Genomic DNA, 15,365 nt, shown 5'->3' on the forward strand with positions numbered 1-15,365 from the left:
CATTTTATTTTAAAAAAATGTTACCTTCATCAATAGTCAACGGCTCTGTTGCTCATTATAATCCGCGCCATCTCGTACGCTGGTACAGACAACAACAGAACAATTTACAGAGGTAAAAATGGCTATTGAACGTACTTTTTCCATTATCAAACCGAACGCGGTAGCAAAAAACGTCATTGGTAATATCTTTGCGCGCTTTGAAGCTGCAGGGTTCAAAATTGTCGGCACCAAAATGCTGCACCTGACCGTTGAACAGGCTCGTGGCTTTTATGCTGAACACGATGGAAAACCGTTCTTTGATGGTCTGGTTGAATTCATGACCTCTGGCCCGATCGTGGTTTCCGTGCTGGAAGGTGAAAACGCCGTTCAGCGTCACCGCGATCTGCTGGGCGCGACCAATCCGGCAAACGCACTGGCCGGTACTCTGCGCGCTGATTACGCTGACAGCCTGACCGAAAATGGTACCCACGGTTCTGACTCCGTCGAATCTGCCGCTCGCGAAATCGCTTATTTCTTCGGCGAAGGCGAAGTGTGCCCGCGCACCCGTTAATAATTTCGTAAATGCCGCGTGCAAACGTGGCATCCGTGCGCCAGAATTTGTACAATGCAGCGCCCCCGGACGAGCAGCCGCTCACCGGGGCGTTTCTTTTTTCAACCCTCCAGGGGCCATAACGTGTAATAACGAGGCCGGAATAGCATATGTCTGAACAATTAGTCACACCTGAAAACGTCACTACCAAAGATGGAAAAATCAACCTGCTGGATCTCAATCGTCAGCAGATGCGGGAGTTTTTTAAAGATTTAGGTGAAAAACCCTTCCGCGCCGATCAGGTGATGAAGTGGATGTATCACTATTGCTGCGACAACTTTGATGAGATGACCGACATCAACAAAGTGTTGCGCGGCAAACTGAAAGAGGTGGCGGAAATCCGCGCACCGGAAGTGGTTGAAGAACAGCGTTCATCCGACGGCACCATTAAATGGGCGATCGCCGTTGGCGATCAGCGCGTCGAAACGGTGTATATCCCGGAAGACGACCGTGCCACGCTCTGCGTCTCTTCGCAGGTGGGGTGTGCGCTGGAGTGTAAATTCTGTTCCACCGCCCAGCAGGGCTTTAACCGCAACCTGCGGGTATCGGAAATTATTGGCCAGGTGTGGCGTGCGGCGAAAATCGTCGGCGCAGCAAAAGTCACCGGTCAGCGCCCAATCACTAACGTAGTGATGATGGGCATGGGCGAGCCGCTGCTCAACCTGAACAACGTCGTTCCGGCGATGGAAATCATGCTTGATGATTTCGGTTTTGGCCTGTCTAAACGTCGCGTCACGCTTTCTACTTCCGGTGTAGTTCCGGCGCTGGATAAACTGGGCGATATGATCGACGTTGCACTGGCAATTTCCCTGCACGCGCCGAACGACGAAATTCGTGACGAAATTGTGCCGATCAACAAAAAGTACAATATCGAAACGTTCCTTGCTGCGGTGCGCCGTTATCTGGAGAAATCCAACGCCAATCAGGGCCGTGTCACTATTGAGTATGTGATGCTTGACCACGTTAACGACGGCACTGAACACGCGCACCAACTGGCGGAACTGCTGAAAGATACGCCGTGTAAGATCAACCTGATCCCGTGGAACCCCTTCCCGGGCGCGCCGTATGGACGCAGCTCGAACAGCCGTATCGACCGTTTCTCAAAAGTGCTGATGAGCTACGGTTTCACCACTATTGTGCGTAAAACCCGTGGTGATGATATCGATGCTGCCTGTGGTCAGTTGGCGGGCGATGTTATCGACCGTACGAAACGTACCCTGCGTAAACGGATGCAGGGTGAAGCCATCGACATTAAAGCGGTCTGATAGCCATTACGCCACGGTTACTTTATGTACCGTGGCGTAATCTTTTATGAATGAAGTATTAAGTTGCAATTGTCTGGTCAATATTAACGGTGCGTTTTTGCTGACTTTAAGGCAGTATGTAACGATGCAACAGTAAGTTAGCCTTAGTGAATGTGGGCTTTGTCACGAGCACACAGACGGTCTTATACTGTATGATAACGGTTAACTTAACGGATGTTTCGCGGTGTGGGTGAGCATGATGGTTCACCGGCATCTCAATTCTCATTTAAACGTACCTGCAGCGAATGAATACTGAAGCCACGCACGACCAAAATGAAGCACTTACTACCGGCGCTCGCCTGCGTAATGCTCGCGAACAACTAGGACTTAGTCAGCAGGCCGTTGCCGAGCGACTTTGCCTGAAGGTTTCCACGGTACGCGACATTGAAGAAGATAAGGCACCCGCCGATCTTGCTTCAACATTCCTGCGCGGATATATCCGCTCTTATGCGCGTCTGGTACATATTCCAGAAGAAGAACTGCTGCCAGGGCTGGAAAAGCAGGCTCCACTACGGGCTGCAAAAGTTGCGCCTATGCAGAGTTTTTCCCTCGGTAAACGCCGCAAAAAACGTGACGGCTGGCTGATGACCTTCACCTGGCTGGTGTTGTTTGTGGTTATCGGCCTGAGCGGTGCCTGGTGGTGGCAAGACCACAAAGCTCAGCAGGAAGAGATCACCACTATGGCCGATCAATCTTCGGCGGAACTGAGCAGTAATAGCGAGCAGGGGCAGAGTGTTCCGTTAAATACGTCGACAACTACAGACCCGGCTACAACGTCCACGCCGCCAGCGTCTGTGGATACTACCGCAACCAACACGCAAACACCTGCCGTAACTGCGCCAGCACCAGCTGTTGATCCGCAACAGAATGCGGTTGTTTCGCCTTCGCAGGCAAATGTTGATACCGCCGCGACCCCGGCACCAACGGCAACAACAACGCCAGATGGCGCTGCGCCGTTGCCAACCGATCAGGCAGGCGTGACTACGCCGGCGGCTGATCCGAATGCGCTGGTGATGAACTTTACTGCCGATTGCTGGCTGGAGGTTACTGATGCTACCGGTAAAAAATTGTTTAGCGGTATGCAGCGTAAAGACGGTAATTTGAACTTAACCGGCCAGGCACCATACAAACTGAAAATTGGTGCGCCAGCCGCAGTACAGATCCAGTATCAAGGGAAACCTGTCGATCTGAGTCGTTTTATCAGAACTAACCAGGTTGCGCGTCTGACCCTCAATGCCGAACAATCACCGGCGCAGTAACAGACGGGTAACGCGGGAGATTTTTCATGCATAACCAGGCTCCAATTCAACGTAGAAAATCAACACGTATTTACGTTGGGAATGTGCCGATTGGCGATGGTGCTCCCATCGCCGTACAGTCCATGACCAATACGCGTACGACAGACGTCGAAGCAACGGTCAATCAAATCAAGGCGCTGGAACGCGTTGGCGCTGATATCGTCCGTGTCTCCGTACCGACGATGGACGCGGCAGAAGCGTTCAAACTCATCAAACAGCAGGTTAACGTGCCGCTGGTGGCTGACATCCACTTCGACTATCGCATTGCACTGAAAGTAGCGGAATACGGCGTCGATTGTCTGCGTATTAACCCTGGCAATATCGGTAATGAAGAGCGTATTCGCATGGTGGTTGACTGTGCGCGCGATAAAAACATTCCGATCCGTATTGGCGTTAACGCCGGATCGCTGGAAAAAGATCTGCAAGAAAAGTATGGCGAACCGACGCCGCAGGCGTTGCTGGAATCCGCCATGCGCCATGTTGATCATCTCGATCGCCTGAACTTCGATCAGTTCAAAGTCAGCGTGAAAGCGTCTGACGTCTTCCTCGCTGTTGAGTCTTATCGTTTGCTGGCAAAACAGATCGATCAGCCGCTGCATCTGGGGATCACCGAAGCCGGTGGTGCACGCAGCGGGGCAGTAAAATCCGCCATTGGTTTAGGTCTGCTGCTGTCTGAAGGCATCGGCGACACGCTGCGCGTATCACTGGCGGCCGATCCGGTCGAAGAGATCAAAGTCGGTTTCGATATTTTGAAATCGCTGCGTATCCGTTCGCGCGGGATCAACTTCATCGCCTGCCCGACCTGTTCGCGTCAGGAATTTGATGTTATCGGTACGGTTAACGCGCTGGAGCAACGCCTGGAAGATATCATCACTCCGATGGACGTTTCGATTATCGGCTGCGTGGTGAATGGCCCAGGTGAGGCGCTGGTTTCTACACTCGGCGTCACCGGCGGCAACAAGAAAAGCGGCCTCTATGAAGATGGCGTGCGCAAAGACCGTCTGGACAACAACGATATGATCGACCAGCTGGAAGCACGCATTCGTGCGAAAGCCAGTCAGCTGGACGAAGCGCGTCGAATTGACGTTCAGCAGGTTGAAAAATAATAACGTGATGGGAAGCGCCTCGCTTCCCGTGTATGATTGAACCCGCATAGCTCCCGAAACATTGAGGGAAGCGTTGAGGGTTCATTTTTATATTCAGAAAGAGAATAAACGTGGCAAAAAACATTCAAGCCATTCGCGGCATGAACGATTACCTGCCTGGCGAAACGGCCATCTGGCAGCGCATTGAAGGCACACTGAAAAACGTGCTCGGCAGCTACGGTTACAGTGAAATCCGCTTGCCGATTGTAGAGCAGACCCCGCTATTCAAACGTGCGATTGGTGAAGTCACCGACGTGGTTGAAAAAGAGATGTACACCTTTGAGGATCGCAATGGCGACAGCCTGACTCTGCGCCCTGAAGGGACGGCGGGCTGTGTACGCGCCGGCATTGAGCATGGTCTTCTGTACAATCAGGAACAGCGTCTGTGGTATATCGGGCCGATGTTCCGTCACGAGCGTCCGCAGAAAGGGCGTTATCGTCAGTTCCATCAGTTGGGCTGCGAAGTTTTCGGTCTGCAAGGTCCGGATATCGACGCTGAACTGATTATGCTCACCGCCCGCTGGTGGCGTGCGCTGGGTATTTCCGAGCACGTAACTCTTGAGCTGAACTCTATCGGTTCGCTGGAAGCACGCGCCAATTACCGCGATGCGCTGGTGGCATTCCTTGAGCAGCATAAAGATAAGCTGGACGAAGACTGCAAACGCCGCATGTACACTAACCCGCTGCGCGTGCTGGATTCCAAAAATCCGGAAGTGCAGGCGCTTCTCAACGATGCTCCGGCATTAGGCGATTATCTGGACGAGGAATCTCGTGAGCACTTTGCCGGTCTGTGCAAACTGCTGGAGAGCGCGGGGATCGCTTACACCGTAAACCAGCGTCTGGTGCGTGGTCTGGATTACTATAACCGTACCGTTTTCGAGTGGGTGACTAACAGTCTCGGCTCCCAGGGCACCGTGTGTGCAGGCGGTCGTTATGACGGTCTTGTGGAACAACTGGGCGGTCGTGCAACACCGGCTGTCGGTTTTGCGATGGGCCTCGAACGTCTTGTATTGTTAGTACAGGCCGTTAATCCGGAATTTAAAGCCGATCCTGTTGTCGATATATACCTGGTGGCTTCAGGTGCTGATACACAATCTGCGGCTATGGCATTAGCTGAGCGTCTGCGTGATGAATTACAGGGCGTGAAATTGATGACCAACCACGGCGGCGGCAACTTTAAGAAACAGTTTGCCCGTGCTGATAAATGGGGTGCCCGCGTTGCTGTGGTGCTGGGTGAGTCTGAAGTGGCTAACGGCACAGCAGTAGTGAAGGATTTGCGCTCTGGTGAGCAAACGGCAGTTGCGCAGGATAGCGTAGCCGCGCATTTGCGCACGTTACTGGGTTAAGGAAGGAGAAGGACAGCGTGGAAATTTACGAGAACGAAAACGACCAGGTAGAAGCGGTTAAACGCTTTTTTGCTGAAAATGGCAAAGCACTGGCTGTTGGGGTGATTTTGGGCGTTGGCGCACTGATTGGCTGGCGCTACTGGAACAGCCATCAGGTTGATTCTGCACGCTCCGCTTCTCTTGCCTATCAAAATGCGGTTACCGCAGTGAGCGAAGGCAAACCGGATAGCATCCCGGCGGCGGAAAAATTTGCTGCTGAAAATAAAAATACTTATGGTGCGCTGGCTTCTTTGGAACTTGCGCAGCAATTTGTTGACAAAAATGAACTAGAGAAAGCTGCCGCCCAGTTACAACAGGGGCTGGCAGACACGAGCGATGAAAATCTCAAAGCCGTGATAAATCTGCGTCTTGCTCGCGTTCAGGTACAGCTCAAGCAGGCTGATGCCGCGCTGAAAACCCTTGATACCATCAAAGGTGAAGGGTGGGCTGCCATTGTTGCCGACCTGCGTGGTGAAGCATTGCTGAGCAAAGGTGATAAGCAAGGTGCGCGTAGTGCATGGGAAGCAGGCGTGAAAAGCGATGTTACTCCGGCACTGAGCGAAATGATGCAGATGAAAATTAATAATTTGTCCATCTGAGAGGGACCCGATGCAATTGCGTAAATTACTGCTGCCAGGACTGCTTTCCGTTACCCTTTTAAGCGGCTGTTCGCTGTTTAACAGCGAAGAAGATGTGGTAAAGATGTCCCCATTGCCAACCGTTGAAAACCAGTTTACGCCGACCACGGCGTGGAGCACTTCCGTTGGTAGCGGCATTGGCAACTTCTATTCCAATCTTCATCCGGCACTGGCGGACAACGTTGTCTATGCAGCGGACCGCGCTGGTTTGGTAAAAGCGCTGAATGCGGATGATGGCAAAGAAATCTGGTCTGTCAGCCTGGCCGAGAAAGATGGCTGGTTCTCTAAAGAGCCTGCATTACTTTCTGGCGGTGTGACCGTGTCTGGTGGGCATGTCTACATTGGCAGCGAAAAGGCGCAGGTTTACGCGCTGAATACCAGCGATGGTACTGTGGCATGGCAAACTAAAGTCGCGGGTGAAGCACTTTCGCGCCCGGTGGTCAGCGACGGTCTGGTGTTAATCCACACCAGTAACGGTCAGTTACAAGCGCTGAACGAAGCTGACGGCGCTGTCAAATGGACAGTTAACCTCGATATGCCTTCGCTCTCTTTGCGTGGCGAGTCTGCGCCGGCAACGGCTTTTGGTGCGGCCGTCGTGGGTGGCGATAATGGTCGCGTCAGCGCAGTGCTGATGGAACAGGGCCAGATGATTTGGCAGCAGCGTATTTCCCAGGCGACCGGTTCTACCGAAATTGACCGTCTGAGCGATGTTGACACGACTCCCGTCGTTGTTAACGGCGTTGTTTTCGCGCTGGCCTATAATGGTAACCTGACGGCGCTTGATCTGCGCAGTGGTCAGATTATGTGGAAACGCGAACTGGGTTCGGTGAATGATTTCATCGTCGACGGCAATCGCATCTATCTGGTCGATCAAAATGACAGGGTGATGGCGTTGACCATTGATGGCGGCGTTACGCTGTGGACACAAAGCGATCTGCTGCATCGCCTGCTGACTTCTCCGGTGCTGTATAATGGCAACCTGGTGGTCGGTGACAGTGAAGGTTATCTGCACTGGATTAACGTCGAAGATGGTCGTTTCGTTGCCCAGCAAAAAGTTGATAGTTCCGGTTTCCAGACTGAACCGGTTGCCGCTGACGGCAAACTGCTGATCCAGGCAAAAGACGGAACCGTGTACTCTATTACACGTTAATCGTCTCTGTCGTTCACTTTGAAAACGGCTCCTGGACAGGGGCCGTTTTCCTGTTTTTAACAACGACGCGAATATAGCGTGCGTTGTCTGATGATTTATAAAAATGAGGCTTTAAACATGGTACCTGTGGTCGCGCTTGTCGGGCGCCCTAACGTAGGAAAATCCACGTTATTTAACCGTCTAACTCGCACCCGAGATGCGCTGGTTGCGGATTTCCCGGGTCTGACTCGTGACCGTAAGTACGGTCGTGCGGAAATTGAAGGCCGTGAGTTTATCTGTATTGATACCGGCGGGATTGATGGCACAGAAGACGGTGTAGAAACCCGCATGGCGGAACAGTCGCTGCTGGCGATTGAAGAAGCGGACGTCGTACTGTTTATGGTGGATGCGCGCGCGGGCCTGATGCCGGCAGATGAAGCGATTGCCAAACATCTGCGCTCCCGTGAAAAACCGACCTTCCTGGTGGCAAACAAAACTGACGGTCTGGATCCCGATCAGGCAGTGGTTGATTTCTACTCGCTTGGCTTAGGTGAAATCTACCCGATCGCCGCGTCTCACGGTCGTGGCGTATTAAGTCTGCTGGAGCATGTGCTGCTGCCGTGGATGGAAGATCTCGCACCGCAAGAGGAAGTCGACGAAGACGCTGAATACTGGGCGCAATTTGAAGCGGAAGAGAACGGCGAAGAAGAAGAGGAAGACGACTTTGACCCGCAAAGTCTGCCGATCAAACTGGCGATTGTGGGTCGTCCGAACGTAGGTAAGTCTACACTCACTAACCGTATTCTTGGTGAAGAGCGCGTTGTTGTTTATGACATGCCTGGTACGACGCGTGACAGCATCTATATCCCAATGGAACGCGATGGACGTGAGTATGTGCTCATTGACACCGCTGGCGTACGTAAACGCGGCAAAATCACCGATGCTGTAGAGAAATTCTCCGTAATCAAAACGTTGCAGGCCATTGAAGATGCCAACGTGGTGATGTTGGTGATTGATGCGCGCGAAGGTATTTCCGATCAGGATCTCTCGCTGCTGGGCTTTATTCTCAATAGTGGGCGCTCACTTGTCATTGTGGTGAATAAGTGGGATGGCCTGAGCCAGGAAGTGAAAGAGCAGGTGAAAGAAACGCTGGACTTCCGTCTGGGCTTTATCGATTTTGCTCGTGTGCACTTTATCTCTGCCTTGCACGGCAGTGGTGTTGGTAACTTGTTTGAATCAGTACGTGAAGCGTATGACAGCTCCACCCGTCGTGTGGGGACCTCTATGCTGACGCGCATCATGACGATGGCTGTTGAAGATCACCAACCGCCGCTGGTACGCGGTCGTCGTGTGAAGCTGAAATATGCCCACGCTGGTGGTTATAACCCGCCGATTGTGGTGATTCACGGTAATCAGGTGAAAGACCTGCCTGATTCCTACAAGCGCTACTTGATGAACTACTTCCGCAAATCGCTGGACGTAATGGGATCGCCGATTCGTATTCAGTTCAAAGAAGGGGAAAACCCGTATGCGAACAAGCGTAACACCCTGACGCCAACCCAGATGCGTAAACGTAAGCGTCTGATGAAGCACATCAAGAAAAATAAATAATTATCCGTAAGTATTTTATCTGCCATTCCCTCTATGAATGTAGAGGGATGGCTACCGGAGGAATTCATATGGAACTGCATTGTCCACAATGTCAGCATGTGCTTGATCAGGATAACGACCATGCGCGTTGCCCATCCTGCGGGGAAATTATTGAAATGAAAGCTCTTTGTCCAGACTGCCATCAACCGTTGCAGGTGTTAAAAGCCTGCGGTGCAGTAGATTACTTCTGTCAGCACGGGCATGGCTTGATATCGAAAAAACGCGTTGAATTCGTGCTGGCTTAATGCACCTTTTTACGCGATTTTTTTACCGGCTGGATGTTTTTTACTTCACTTTCTATCCAGCCGTCTTCCAGACGTGTGGTTAGCATTTCACCCGCTTTAACTTGCTTCACTTTTTTCAGTACATTGCCGTCAGTAGCAGTAGTAACGCTGTATCCACGCGCCAGCGTTGACAGTGGGCTTACGGCTTCGAGGTGCGTTACTGCATTACCGAAACGTTCACGCGTGGCGCTAAGCTGTACGCGCAGGGTTTCTGCTAAACGATATTCCAGTTGCTGAATGCGCGTTTGCGCGCGATGAATCTTCGGCTGTGGATTTTGCTGATTCAGCCGCTGTGTTAACCGCTGCTGCTGTTGCCCGGTACGCTTAAGTTGATTTTCCAGCGCAAAGCTCATCCGCTTTTGCAGGCGCTCAAGCATGGTTTGCTGGCGTGCCAGCCGGAGCTGCGGATGCTGTTGCTGTAATCGGTGATGGATCTGCGTAAAGCGACGCGTGCGGTTGGCGAGATAATAATCCATCGCCATCTCCAGCCGTTGACGGGTCGATTGCACCTGGCGCAGTAACTCTTGCTGATTACGGCTCACTACTTCAGCGGCGGCAGACGGCGTTGGCGCACGCAGATCGGCAACAAAATCGGCAATGGTCACATCCGTCTCATGCCCGACGGCGCTGACGACCGGAATGCGGCTGGCAAAAATCGCCCGCGCTACGCGTTCGTCGTTAAAACTCCATAAATCTTCCAGCGAACCGCCGCCGCGCCCAACGATCAACACGTCGCACTCATTGCGCTGATTCGCCAGTTCAATGGCGCGAACAGTTTGCCCCGGCGCGTCATCGCCCTGAACGGCGGTGGGGTAGATGATCACCGGTAGAGAAGGATCGCGACGTTTTAACACATGCAAAATATCATGTAGCGCAGCACCGGTTTTTGAGGTGATCACACCAACGCAATGCGCAGGGGAGGGAAGTGGTTTTTTGTATTGCAGATCGAACAATCCTTCAGCCTGCAACTTCGCTTTGAGCTGTTCGTACTTCTGTTGCAGCAGCCCTTCACCGGCCGGCTGCATACTCTCAACGATTATCTGGTAGTCGCCGCGCGGCTCGTAGAGCGTAATATTGGCGCGAACTAAAACTTGTTGCCCATGCTGTGGACGGAAGGTCACCCGACGGTTGCTGTTGCGGAACATCGCGCAGCGTACCTGGGCGGTGTCGTCTTTGAGTGTAAAGTACCAGTGACCGGAAGCCGGTTGTGTGAAATTAGAGATTTCGCCGCTGATCCAAACCTGTCCCATCTCATGCTCAAGCAGCAGACGAACCGTTTGATTCAGGCGACTAACGGTAAAAATTGCAGGGGATTGAGAAGGTAACATGTGAGCGAGATCAAATTCTAAATCAGCAGGTTATTCAGTCGATAGTAACCCGCCCTTCGGGGATAGCAAGCATTTTTTGCAAAAAGGGGTAGATGCAATCGGTTACGCTCTGTATAATGCCGCGGCAATATTTATTAACCACTCTGGTCGAGATATTGCCCATGCTACGTATCGCTAAAGAAGCTCTGACGTTTGACGACGTTCTCCTCGTTCCTGCTCATTCTACCGTTCTGCCGAATACTGCTGACCTCAGCACCCAGCTGACGAAAACTATTCGTCTGAATATCCCTATGCTTTCCGCAGCAATGGATACCGTAACGGAAGCGCGCCTGGCTATTGCTCTGGCTCAGGAAGGCGGTATCGGCTTTATCCACAAAAACATGTCCATTGAACGCCAGGCAGAAGAAGTTCGCCGTGTGAAAAAACACGAATCTGGTGTGGTGACTGATCCGCAGACTGTTCTGCCAACCACGACGCTGCGCGAAGTGAAAGAACTGACCGAGCGTAACGGTTTTGCGGGCTATCCGGTCGTTACCGAAGAAAACGAACTGGTGGGTATTATCACCGGTCGTGACGTGCGTTTTGTTACCGACCTGAACCAGCCGGTTAGCGTTTACATGACGCCGAAAGAGCGTCTGGTCACCGTGCGTGAAGGTGAAGCCCGTGAAGTGGTGCTGGCAAAAATGCACGAAAAACGCGTTGAAAAAGCGCTGGTGGTTGATGACGAATTCCACCTGATCGGCATGATCACCGTGAAAGACTTCCAGAAAGCGGAACGTAAACCGAACGCCTGTAAAGACGAGCAAGGCCGTCTGCGTGTTGGTGCTGCAGTTGGCGCAGGTGCGGGTAACGAAGAGCGTGTTGACGCGCTGGTTGCCGCTGGCGTTGACGTTCTGCTGATCGACTCCTCCCACGGTCACTCAGAAGGCGTTTTGCAGCGTATCCGTGAAACCCGTGCTAAATATCCGGATCTGCAAATCATCGGCGGTAACGTGGCAACAGCTGCAGGTGCACGCGCTTTGGCAGAAGCTGGTTGCAGCGCGGTTAAAGTCGGTATCGGCCCTGGTTCTATCTGTACGACTCGTATCGTTACTGGCGTAGGTGTTCCGCAGATCACTGCCGTTGCTGACGCAGTTGAAGCCCTGGAAGGCACCGGTATTCCGGTTATCGCAGATGGTGGTATTCGCTTCTCCGGCGACATCGCCAAAGCTATCGCAGCTGGCGCAAGCGCGGTGATGGTAGGTTCCATGCTGGCGGGTACTGAAGAATCTCCGGGTGAAATCGAACTCTACCAGGGCCGTTCTTACAAATCTTACCGTGGTATGGGTTCCCTGGGCGCGATGTCCAAAGGTTCCTCTGACCGTTATTTCCAGAGCGATAACGCTGCCGACAAACTGGTGCCGGAAGGTATCGAAGGTCGCGTAGCTTATAAAGGTCGCCTGAAAGAGATCATTCACCAGCAGATGGGCGGCCTGCGCTCCTGTATGGGTCTGACCGGCTGTGGTACTATCGACGAACTGCGTACTAAAGCGGAGTTTGTACGTATCAGCGGTGCGGGCATTCAGGAAAGCCACGTTCACGACGTGACCATTACTAAAGAGTCCCCGAACTACCGTCTGGGCTCCTGATTCTCTTCGCCCGACTTCATGTCGGGCGATTTATATTATCTGTTTCACTTGCCTCGGAATAAGCGTCAATGACGGAAAACATTCATAAGCATCGCATCCTCATTCTGGACTTCGGTTCTCAGTACACTCAACTGGTTGCGCGCCGCGTGCGTGAGCTGGGTGTTTACTGCGAACTGTGGGCGTGGGATGTGACAGAAGCACAAATTCGTGACTTCAATCCAAGCGGCATTATTCTTTCCGGCGGCCCGGAAAGCACCACCGAAGAAAACAGCCCGCGTGCGCCGCAGTATGTCTTTGAAGCAGGCGTACCGGTATTCGGCGTTTGCTATGGCATGCAGACCATGGCAATGCAGTTGGGCGGTCACGTTGAAGCCTCTAACGAACGTGAATTTGGCTACGCGCAGGTTGAAGTCGTAAACGACAGCGCACTGGTTCGCGGTATCGAAGATGCGCTGACCGCAGACGGTAAACCGCTGCTCGATGTCTGGATGAGCCACGGCGATAAAGTTACCGCTATCCCGTCCGACTTCGTCACCGTAGCCAGCACCGAAAGCTGCCCGTTTGCCATTATGGCTAACGAAGAAAAACGCTTCTATGGCGTACAGTTCCACCCGGAAGTGACTCACACCCGCCAGGGTATGCGCATGCTGGAGCGTTTTGTGCGTGATATCTGCCAGTGTGAAGCCCTGTGGACGCCAGCGAAAATTATCGACGATGCTGTAGCTCGCATCCGCGAGCAGGTAGGCGACGATAAAGTCATCCTCGGCCTCTCTGGTGGTGTGGATTCCTCCGTAACCGCAATGCTGCTGCACCGCGCTATCGGTAAAAACCTGACTTGCGTATTCGTCGACAACGGCCTGCTGCGTCTCAACGAAGCAGAGCAGGTTCTGGATATGTTTGGCGATCACTTTGGTCTTAACATTGTTCACGTACCGGCAGAAGATCGCTTCCTGTCAGCGCTGGCTGGCGAAAACGATCCGGAAGCAAAACGTAAAATCATCGGGCGCGTTTTCGTTGAAGTATTCGATGAAGAAGCGCTGAAACTGGAAGACGTGAAGTGGCTGGCGCAGGGCACCATCTACCCTGACGTTATCGAATCTGCGGCTTCTGCAACCGGTAAAGCACACGTCATCAAATCTCACCACAACGTGGGCGGCCTGCCGAAAGAGATGAAGATGGGCCTGGTTGAACCGCTGAAAGAGCTGTTCAAAGACGAAGTGCGTAAGATTGGTCTGGAGCTGGGCCTGCCGTACGACATGCTGTACCGTCACCCGTTCCCGGGACCAGGCCTTGGCGTTCGTGTGCTGGGTGAAGTGAAGAAAGAGTACTGTGACCTGCTGCGCCGTGCTGACGCCATCTTCATTGAAGAACTGCGTAAAGCGGACCTGTACGACAAAGTCAGCCAGGCGTTCACTGTGTTCCTGCCGGTACGTTCCGTTGGCGTAATGGGCGATGGTCGTAAGTATGACTGGGTTGTCTCTCTGCGTGCTGTCGAAACCATCGACTTTATGACCGCACACTGGGCGCATCTGCCGTACGATTTCCTCGGTCGCGTTTCCAACCGCATTATCAATGAAGTGAACGGTATTTCCCGCGTGGTGTATGACATCAGCGGCAAGCCGCCAGCTACCATTGAGTGGGAATGATTTTAATCCCTGCACTATGAATGAACAAAACCCTCTGTTACTACAGAGGGTTTTTTATCTTCAAGAATCATAGGCTTGAAGTTACTAACATCGATTAATTAAACCAGCTGTCCGATTTGTTCTCTTCTGCTTTGCCCACGCTTTTCATCAGATCGCGACCGCCTTCAGTCATATTTCTGTTGGCGTCAGCTTCAGATTGCACCACATCGGTTTGCGCAGCTTTGTGCTTCAGTTCCTGATCGATAAATTCGTTTTCTCGCTTAACGCGGGCTTCTTCTTTTGCCAGCGCCAGTTTTTGTTTCTGAATCTCTAAGCTGCGTAGCTCATCTTCATAACTTTGATCGCGTTTTTTGTCCGCAGAGGCTTCGGCGTCCAGTTTATCCTGACGAGCTTTCTTATTTGCTGCTGCCGGTGCCGCTCTTTTGTTAGCGGCGGCCTGGGCATTTGCGCGACGTTGCTTCTCTTGCTGGATTTCCCTGTTGCGCTCCGCGACCCATTCGTCATGCTGCCTTTGCTCTTCATTTTTACCTTGCTGTTCAGCTTCTGCTACAGCAGAGAGTTGATCCTGCAATGATGAGGCGATAGCCGGATAGCTTAAGGAGGCCAAGATGGCGCAAAGAAAAACTTTCTTCATGACTCCTCCTGATTATTAGCTCTTTTCAGGACATTTAGTATTTGGCTGAATACGCGTTTCGTTATACGTTGTGGTAATAACAACGGCTAAACCTGTCGTAAACTGGCACTCTTTACCCACCTGGGTAGAGGTATACACTTTGGTGCCTTCCTTATATGTTAAAGAAACACCTTCCACTAAGGTTTTATCATTCACCATAGAACCCGCTGCCGCGCCTACAGCTCCGCCGCCAACTGCCCCTGCCGTCGTTCCGGAATTGCTGCCAGAACCGACGTTGTGGCCGATAACACCGCCAGCGACTGCGCCAATAAGCGCGCCGAAGGCTTGTGCGTTCCGTTTATTTTGGGAGTTGTCTACGGCAACTTTTGCGGGAAGAATGGAAATAATATTAACGGTTTTAGTTTCTTGTTTGGTATTCAGTTGATCGGTTTGATAAACATCGGCGGCATGATCGTCAGCATTTGACTGGCATCCTGCCAGAGTGAATGACGCTAACATTGCCACAGGCAGAAGACATTTTTTAAATTTCATCACTATTCCTTGTTATACACATTACGAAAAATAAGACATTTAAGATCATCAAAAGAGGAAAGTAAATGTATTGCGTATAAAGGGATAGATTAAATTTATTAAAATTCACGCAGGGAATAATTTATAAAAATATATCATTACAACATATATATTAATTTTATATTTATTTCGCAGCC

The 15,365-nt window shown here is 51.9% G+C and carries 14 protein-coding genes; 11 read left to right on the forward strand and 3 right to left on the reverse strand.

Features of this window, described 5'->3' with window-relative positions:
* Positions 1-118 precede the first annotated feature (118 nt).
* From ndk to HGD79_RS22300, 9 genes are all read left to right on the forward strand, one after another.
* The gene (ndk, locus tag HGD79_RS22260) at positions 119-550 is read left to right on the forward strand and encodes a nucleoside-diphosphate kinase (RefSeq protein ID WP_000963837.1); all 432 of its coding nucleotides are present in this window, start codon (positions 119-121) and stop codon (positions 548-550) included.
* A gap of 149 nt (positions 551-699) precedes the next feature.
* Positions 700-1,854, forward strand: a complete 1,155-nt coding sequence (locus HGD79_RS22265; RefSeq protein WP_000003317.1) for a bifunctional tRNA (adenosine(37)-C2)-methyltransferase TrmG/ribosomal RNA large subunit methyltransferase RlmN — start codon at positions 700-702, stop codon at positions 1,852-1,854.
* A gap of 284 nt (positions 1,855-2,138) precedes the next feature.
* Positions 2,139-3,152 carry a cytoskeleton protein RodZ gene (gene rodZ / locus HGD79_RS22270; RefSeq protein ID WP_001090850.1) on the forward strand — a complete coding sequence of 338 codons (1,014 nt, stop codon included), beginning with the start codon at positions 2,139-2,141 and terminating at the stop codon, positions 3,150-3,152.
* 26 nt (positions 3,153-3,178) lie between these two features.
* The gene (gene ispG / locus HGD79_RS22275; RefSeq protein WP_000551807.1) at positions 3,179-4,297 is read left to right on the forward strand and encodes a flavodoxin-dependent (E)-4-hydroxy-3-methylbut-2-enyl-diphosphate synthase; all 1,119 of its coding nucleotides are present in this window, start codon (positions 3,179-3,181) and stop codon (positions 4,295-4,297) included.
* A 110-nt stretch (positions 4,298-4,407) separates the two neighbouring features.
* Positions 4,408-5,682, forward strand: a complete 1,275-nt coding sequence (gene hisS, locus HGD79_RS22280) for a histidine--tRNA ligase (protein WP_001107152.1) — start codon at positions 4,408-4,410, stop codon at positions 5,680-5,682.
* 17 nt (positions 5,683-5,699) lie between these two features.
* A complete protein-coding gene (gene yfgM, locus HGD79_RS22285; protein WP_000409205.1) occupies positions 5,700-6,320 on the forward strand; it encodes an ancillary SecYEG translocon subunit YfgM in 621 nt (206 codons plus the stop codon).
* A 10-nt stretch (positions 6,321-6,330) separates the two neighbouring features.
* The gene (bamB, locus tag HGD79_RS22290) at positions 6,331-7,509 is read left to right on the forward strand and encodes an outer membrane protein assembly factor BamB (RefSeq protein WP_001177048.1); all 1,179 of its coding nucleotides are present in this window, start codon (positions 6,331-6,333) and stop codon (positions 7,507-7,509) included.
* 117 nt (positions 7,510-7,626) lie between these two features.
* The gene (der, locus tag HGD79_RS22295; RefSeq protein ID WP_000249410.1) at positions 7,627-9,099 is read left to right on the forward strand and encodes a ribosome biogenesis GTPase Der; all 1,473 of its coding nucleotides are present in this window, start codon (positions 7,627-7,629) and stop codon (positions 9,097-9,099) included.
* Positions 9,100-9,167: 68 nt separating this feature from the next.
* Entirely contained in the window at positions 9,168-9,383 is a 216-nt protein-coding gene (locus tag HGD79_RS22300; protein ID WP_001341622.1) for a zinc ribbon domain-containing protein, read from the forward strand.
* On the opposite strand, the gene xseA is transcribed toward HGD79_RS22300, so the two are convergent.
* Positions 9,380-10,750: an exodeoxyribonuclease VII large subunit gene (gene xseA / locus HGD79_RS22305; RefSeq protein WP_000937895.1), complete on the reverse strand. Its 1,371-nt coding sequence runs from the start codon at positions 10,748-10,750 to the stop codon at positions 9,380-9,382. The two genes, HGD79_RS22300 and xseA, sit on opposite strands and share 4 nt — an antisense overlap.
* Before the next feature lie 161 nt (positions 10,751-10,911).
* Here xseA and guaB point away from each other — a divergent pair, with 161 nt between their 5' ends.
* Positions 10,912-12,378: an IMP dehydrogenase gene (gene guaB, locus HGD79_RS22310; RefSeq protein WP_001299507.1), complete on the forward strand. Its 1,467-nt coding sequence runs from the start codon at positions 10,912-10,914 to the stop codon at positions 12,376-12,378.
* 68 nt (positions 12,379-12,446) lie between these two features.
* Positions 12,447-14,024, forward strand: a complete 1,578-nt coding sequence (gene guaA, locus HGD79_RS22315; RefSeq protein ID WP_000138282.1) for a glutamine-hydrolyzing GMP synthase — start codon at positions 12,447-12,449, stop codon at positions 14,022-14,024.
* Between the two features lie 94 nt (positions 14,025-14,118).
* On the opposite strand, the gene HGD79_RS22320 is transcribed toward guaA, so the two are convergent.
* A complete protein-coding gene (locus tag HGD79_RS22320; protein ID WP_063113628.1) occupies positions 14,119-14,658 on the reverse strand; it encodes a DUF5384 family protein in 540 nt (179 codons plus the stop codon).
* 15 nt (positions 14,659-14,673) lie between these two features.
* Positions 14,674-15,192 (reverse strand): glycine zipper 2TM domain-containing protein, encoded by a 519-nt coding sequence (locus HGD79_RS22325; protein ID WP_001295476.1) that lies wholly within the window; start codon positions 15,190-15,192, stop codon positions 14,674-14,676.
* Positions 15,193-15,365 lie beyond the last annotated feature (173 nt).

The sequence above is a fragment of the Escherichia sp. SCLE84 genome (assembly GCF_012584495.1).
In the GTDB taxonomy this organism is placed as follows: domain Bacteria; phylum Pseudomonadota; class Gammaproteobacteria; order Enterobacterales; family Enterobacteriaceae; genus ECMA0423.

Excerpts from the sequence above, each read along its gene's own strand:
- ndk (WP_000963837.1), top strand. The coding sequence starts at position 119 with ATGGCTATTGAACGTACTTTTTCCATTATCAAACCGAACGCGGTAGCA.
- HGD79_RS22265 (WP_000003317.1), top strand. The coding sequence starts at position 700 with ATGTCTGAACAATTAGTCACACCTGAAAACGTCACTACCAAAGATGGA.
- rodZ (WP_001090850.1), top strand. The coding sequence starts at position 2,139 with ATGAATACTGAAGCCACGCACGACCAAAATGAAGCACTTACTACCGGC.
- ispG (WP_000551807.1), top strand. The coding sequence starts at position 3,179 with ATGCATAACCAGGCTCCAATTCAACGTAGAAAATCAACACGTATTTAC.
- bamB (WP_001177048.1), top strand. The coding sequence starts at position 6,331 with ATGCAATTGCGTAAATTACTGCTGCCAGGACTGCTTTCCGTTACCCTT.
- der (WP_000249410.1), top strand. The coding sequence starts at position 7,627 with ATGGTACCTGTGGTCGCGCTTGTCGGGCGCCCTAACGTAGGAAAATCC.
- HGD79_RS22300 (WP_001341622.1), top strand. The coding sequence starts at position 9,168 with ATGGAACTGCATTGTCCACAATGTCAGCATGTGCTTGATCAGGATAAC.
- xseA (WP_000937895.1), bottom strand. The coding sequence starts at position 10,750 with ATGTTACCTTCTCAATCCCCTGCAATTTTTACCGTTAGTCGCCTGAAT.
- guaB (WP_001299507.1), top strand. The coding sequence starts at position 10,912 with ATGCTACGTATCGCTAAAGAAGCTCTGACGTTTGACGACGTTCTCCTC.
- guaA (WP_000138282.1), top strand. The coding sequence starts at position 12,447 with ATGACGGAAAACATTCATAAGCATCGCATCCTCATTCTGGACTTCGGT.
- HGD79_RS22320 (WP_063113628.1), bottom strand. The coding sequence starts at position 14,658 with ATGAAGAAAGTTTTTCTTTGCGCCATCTTGGCCTCCTTAAGCTATCCG.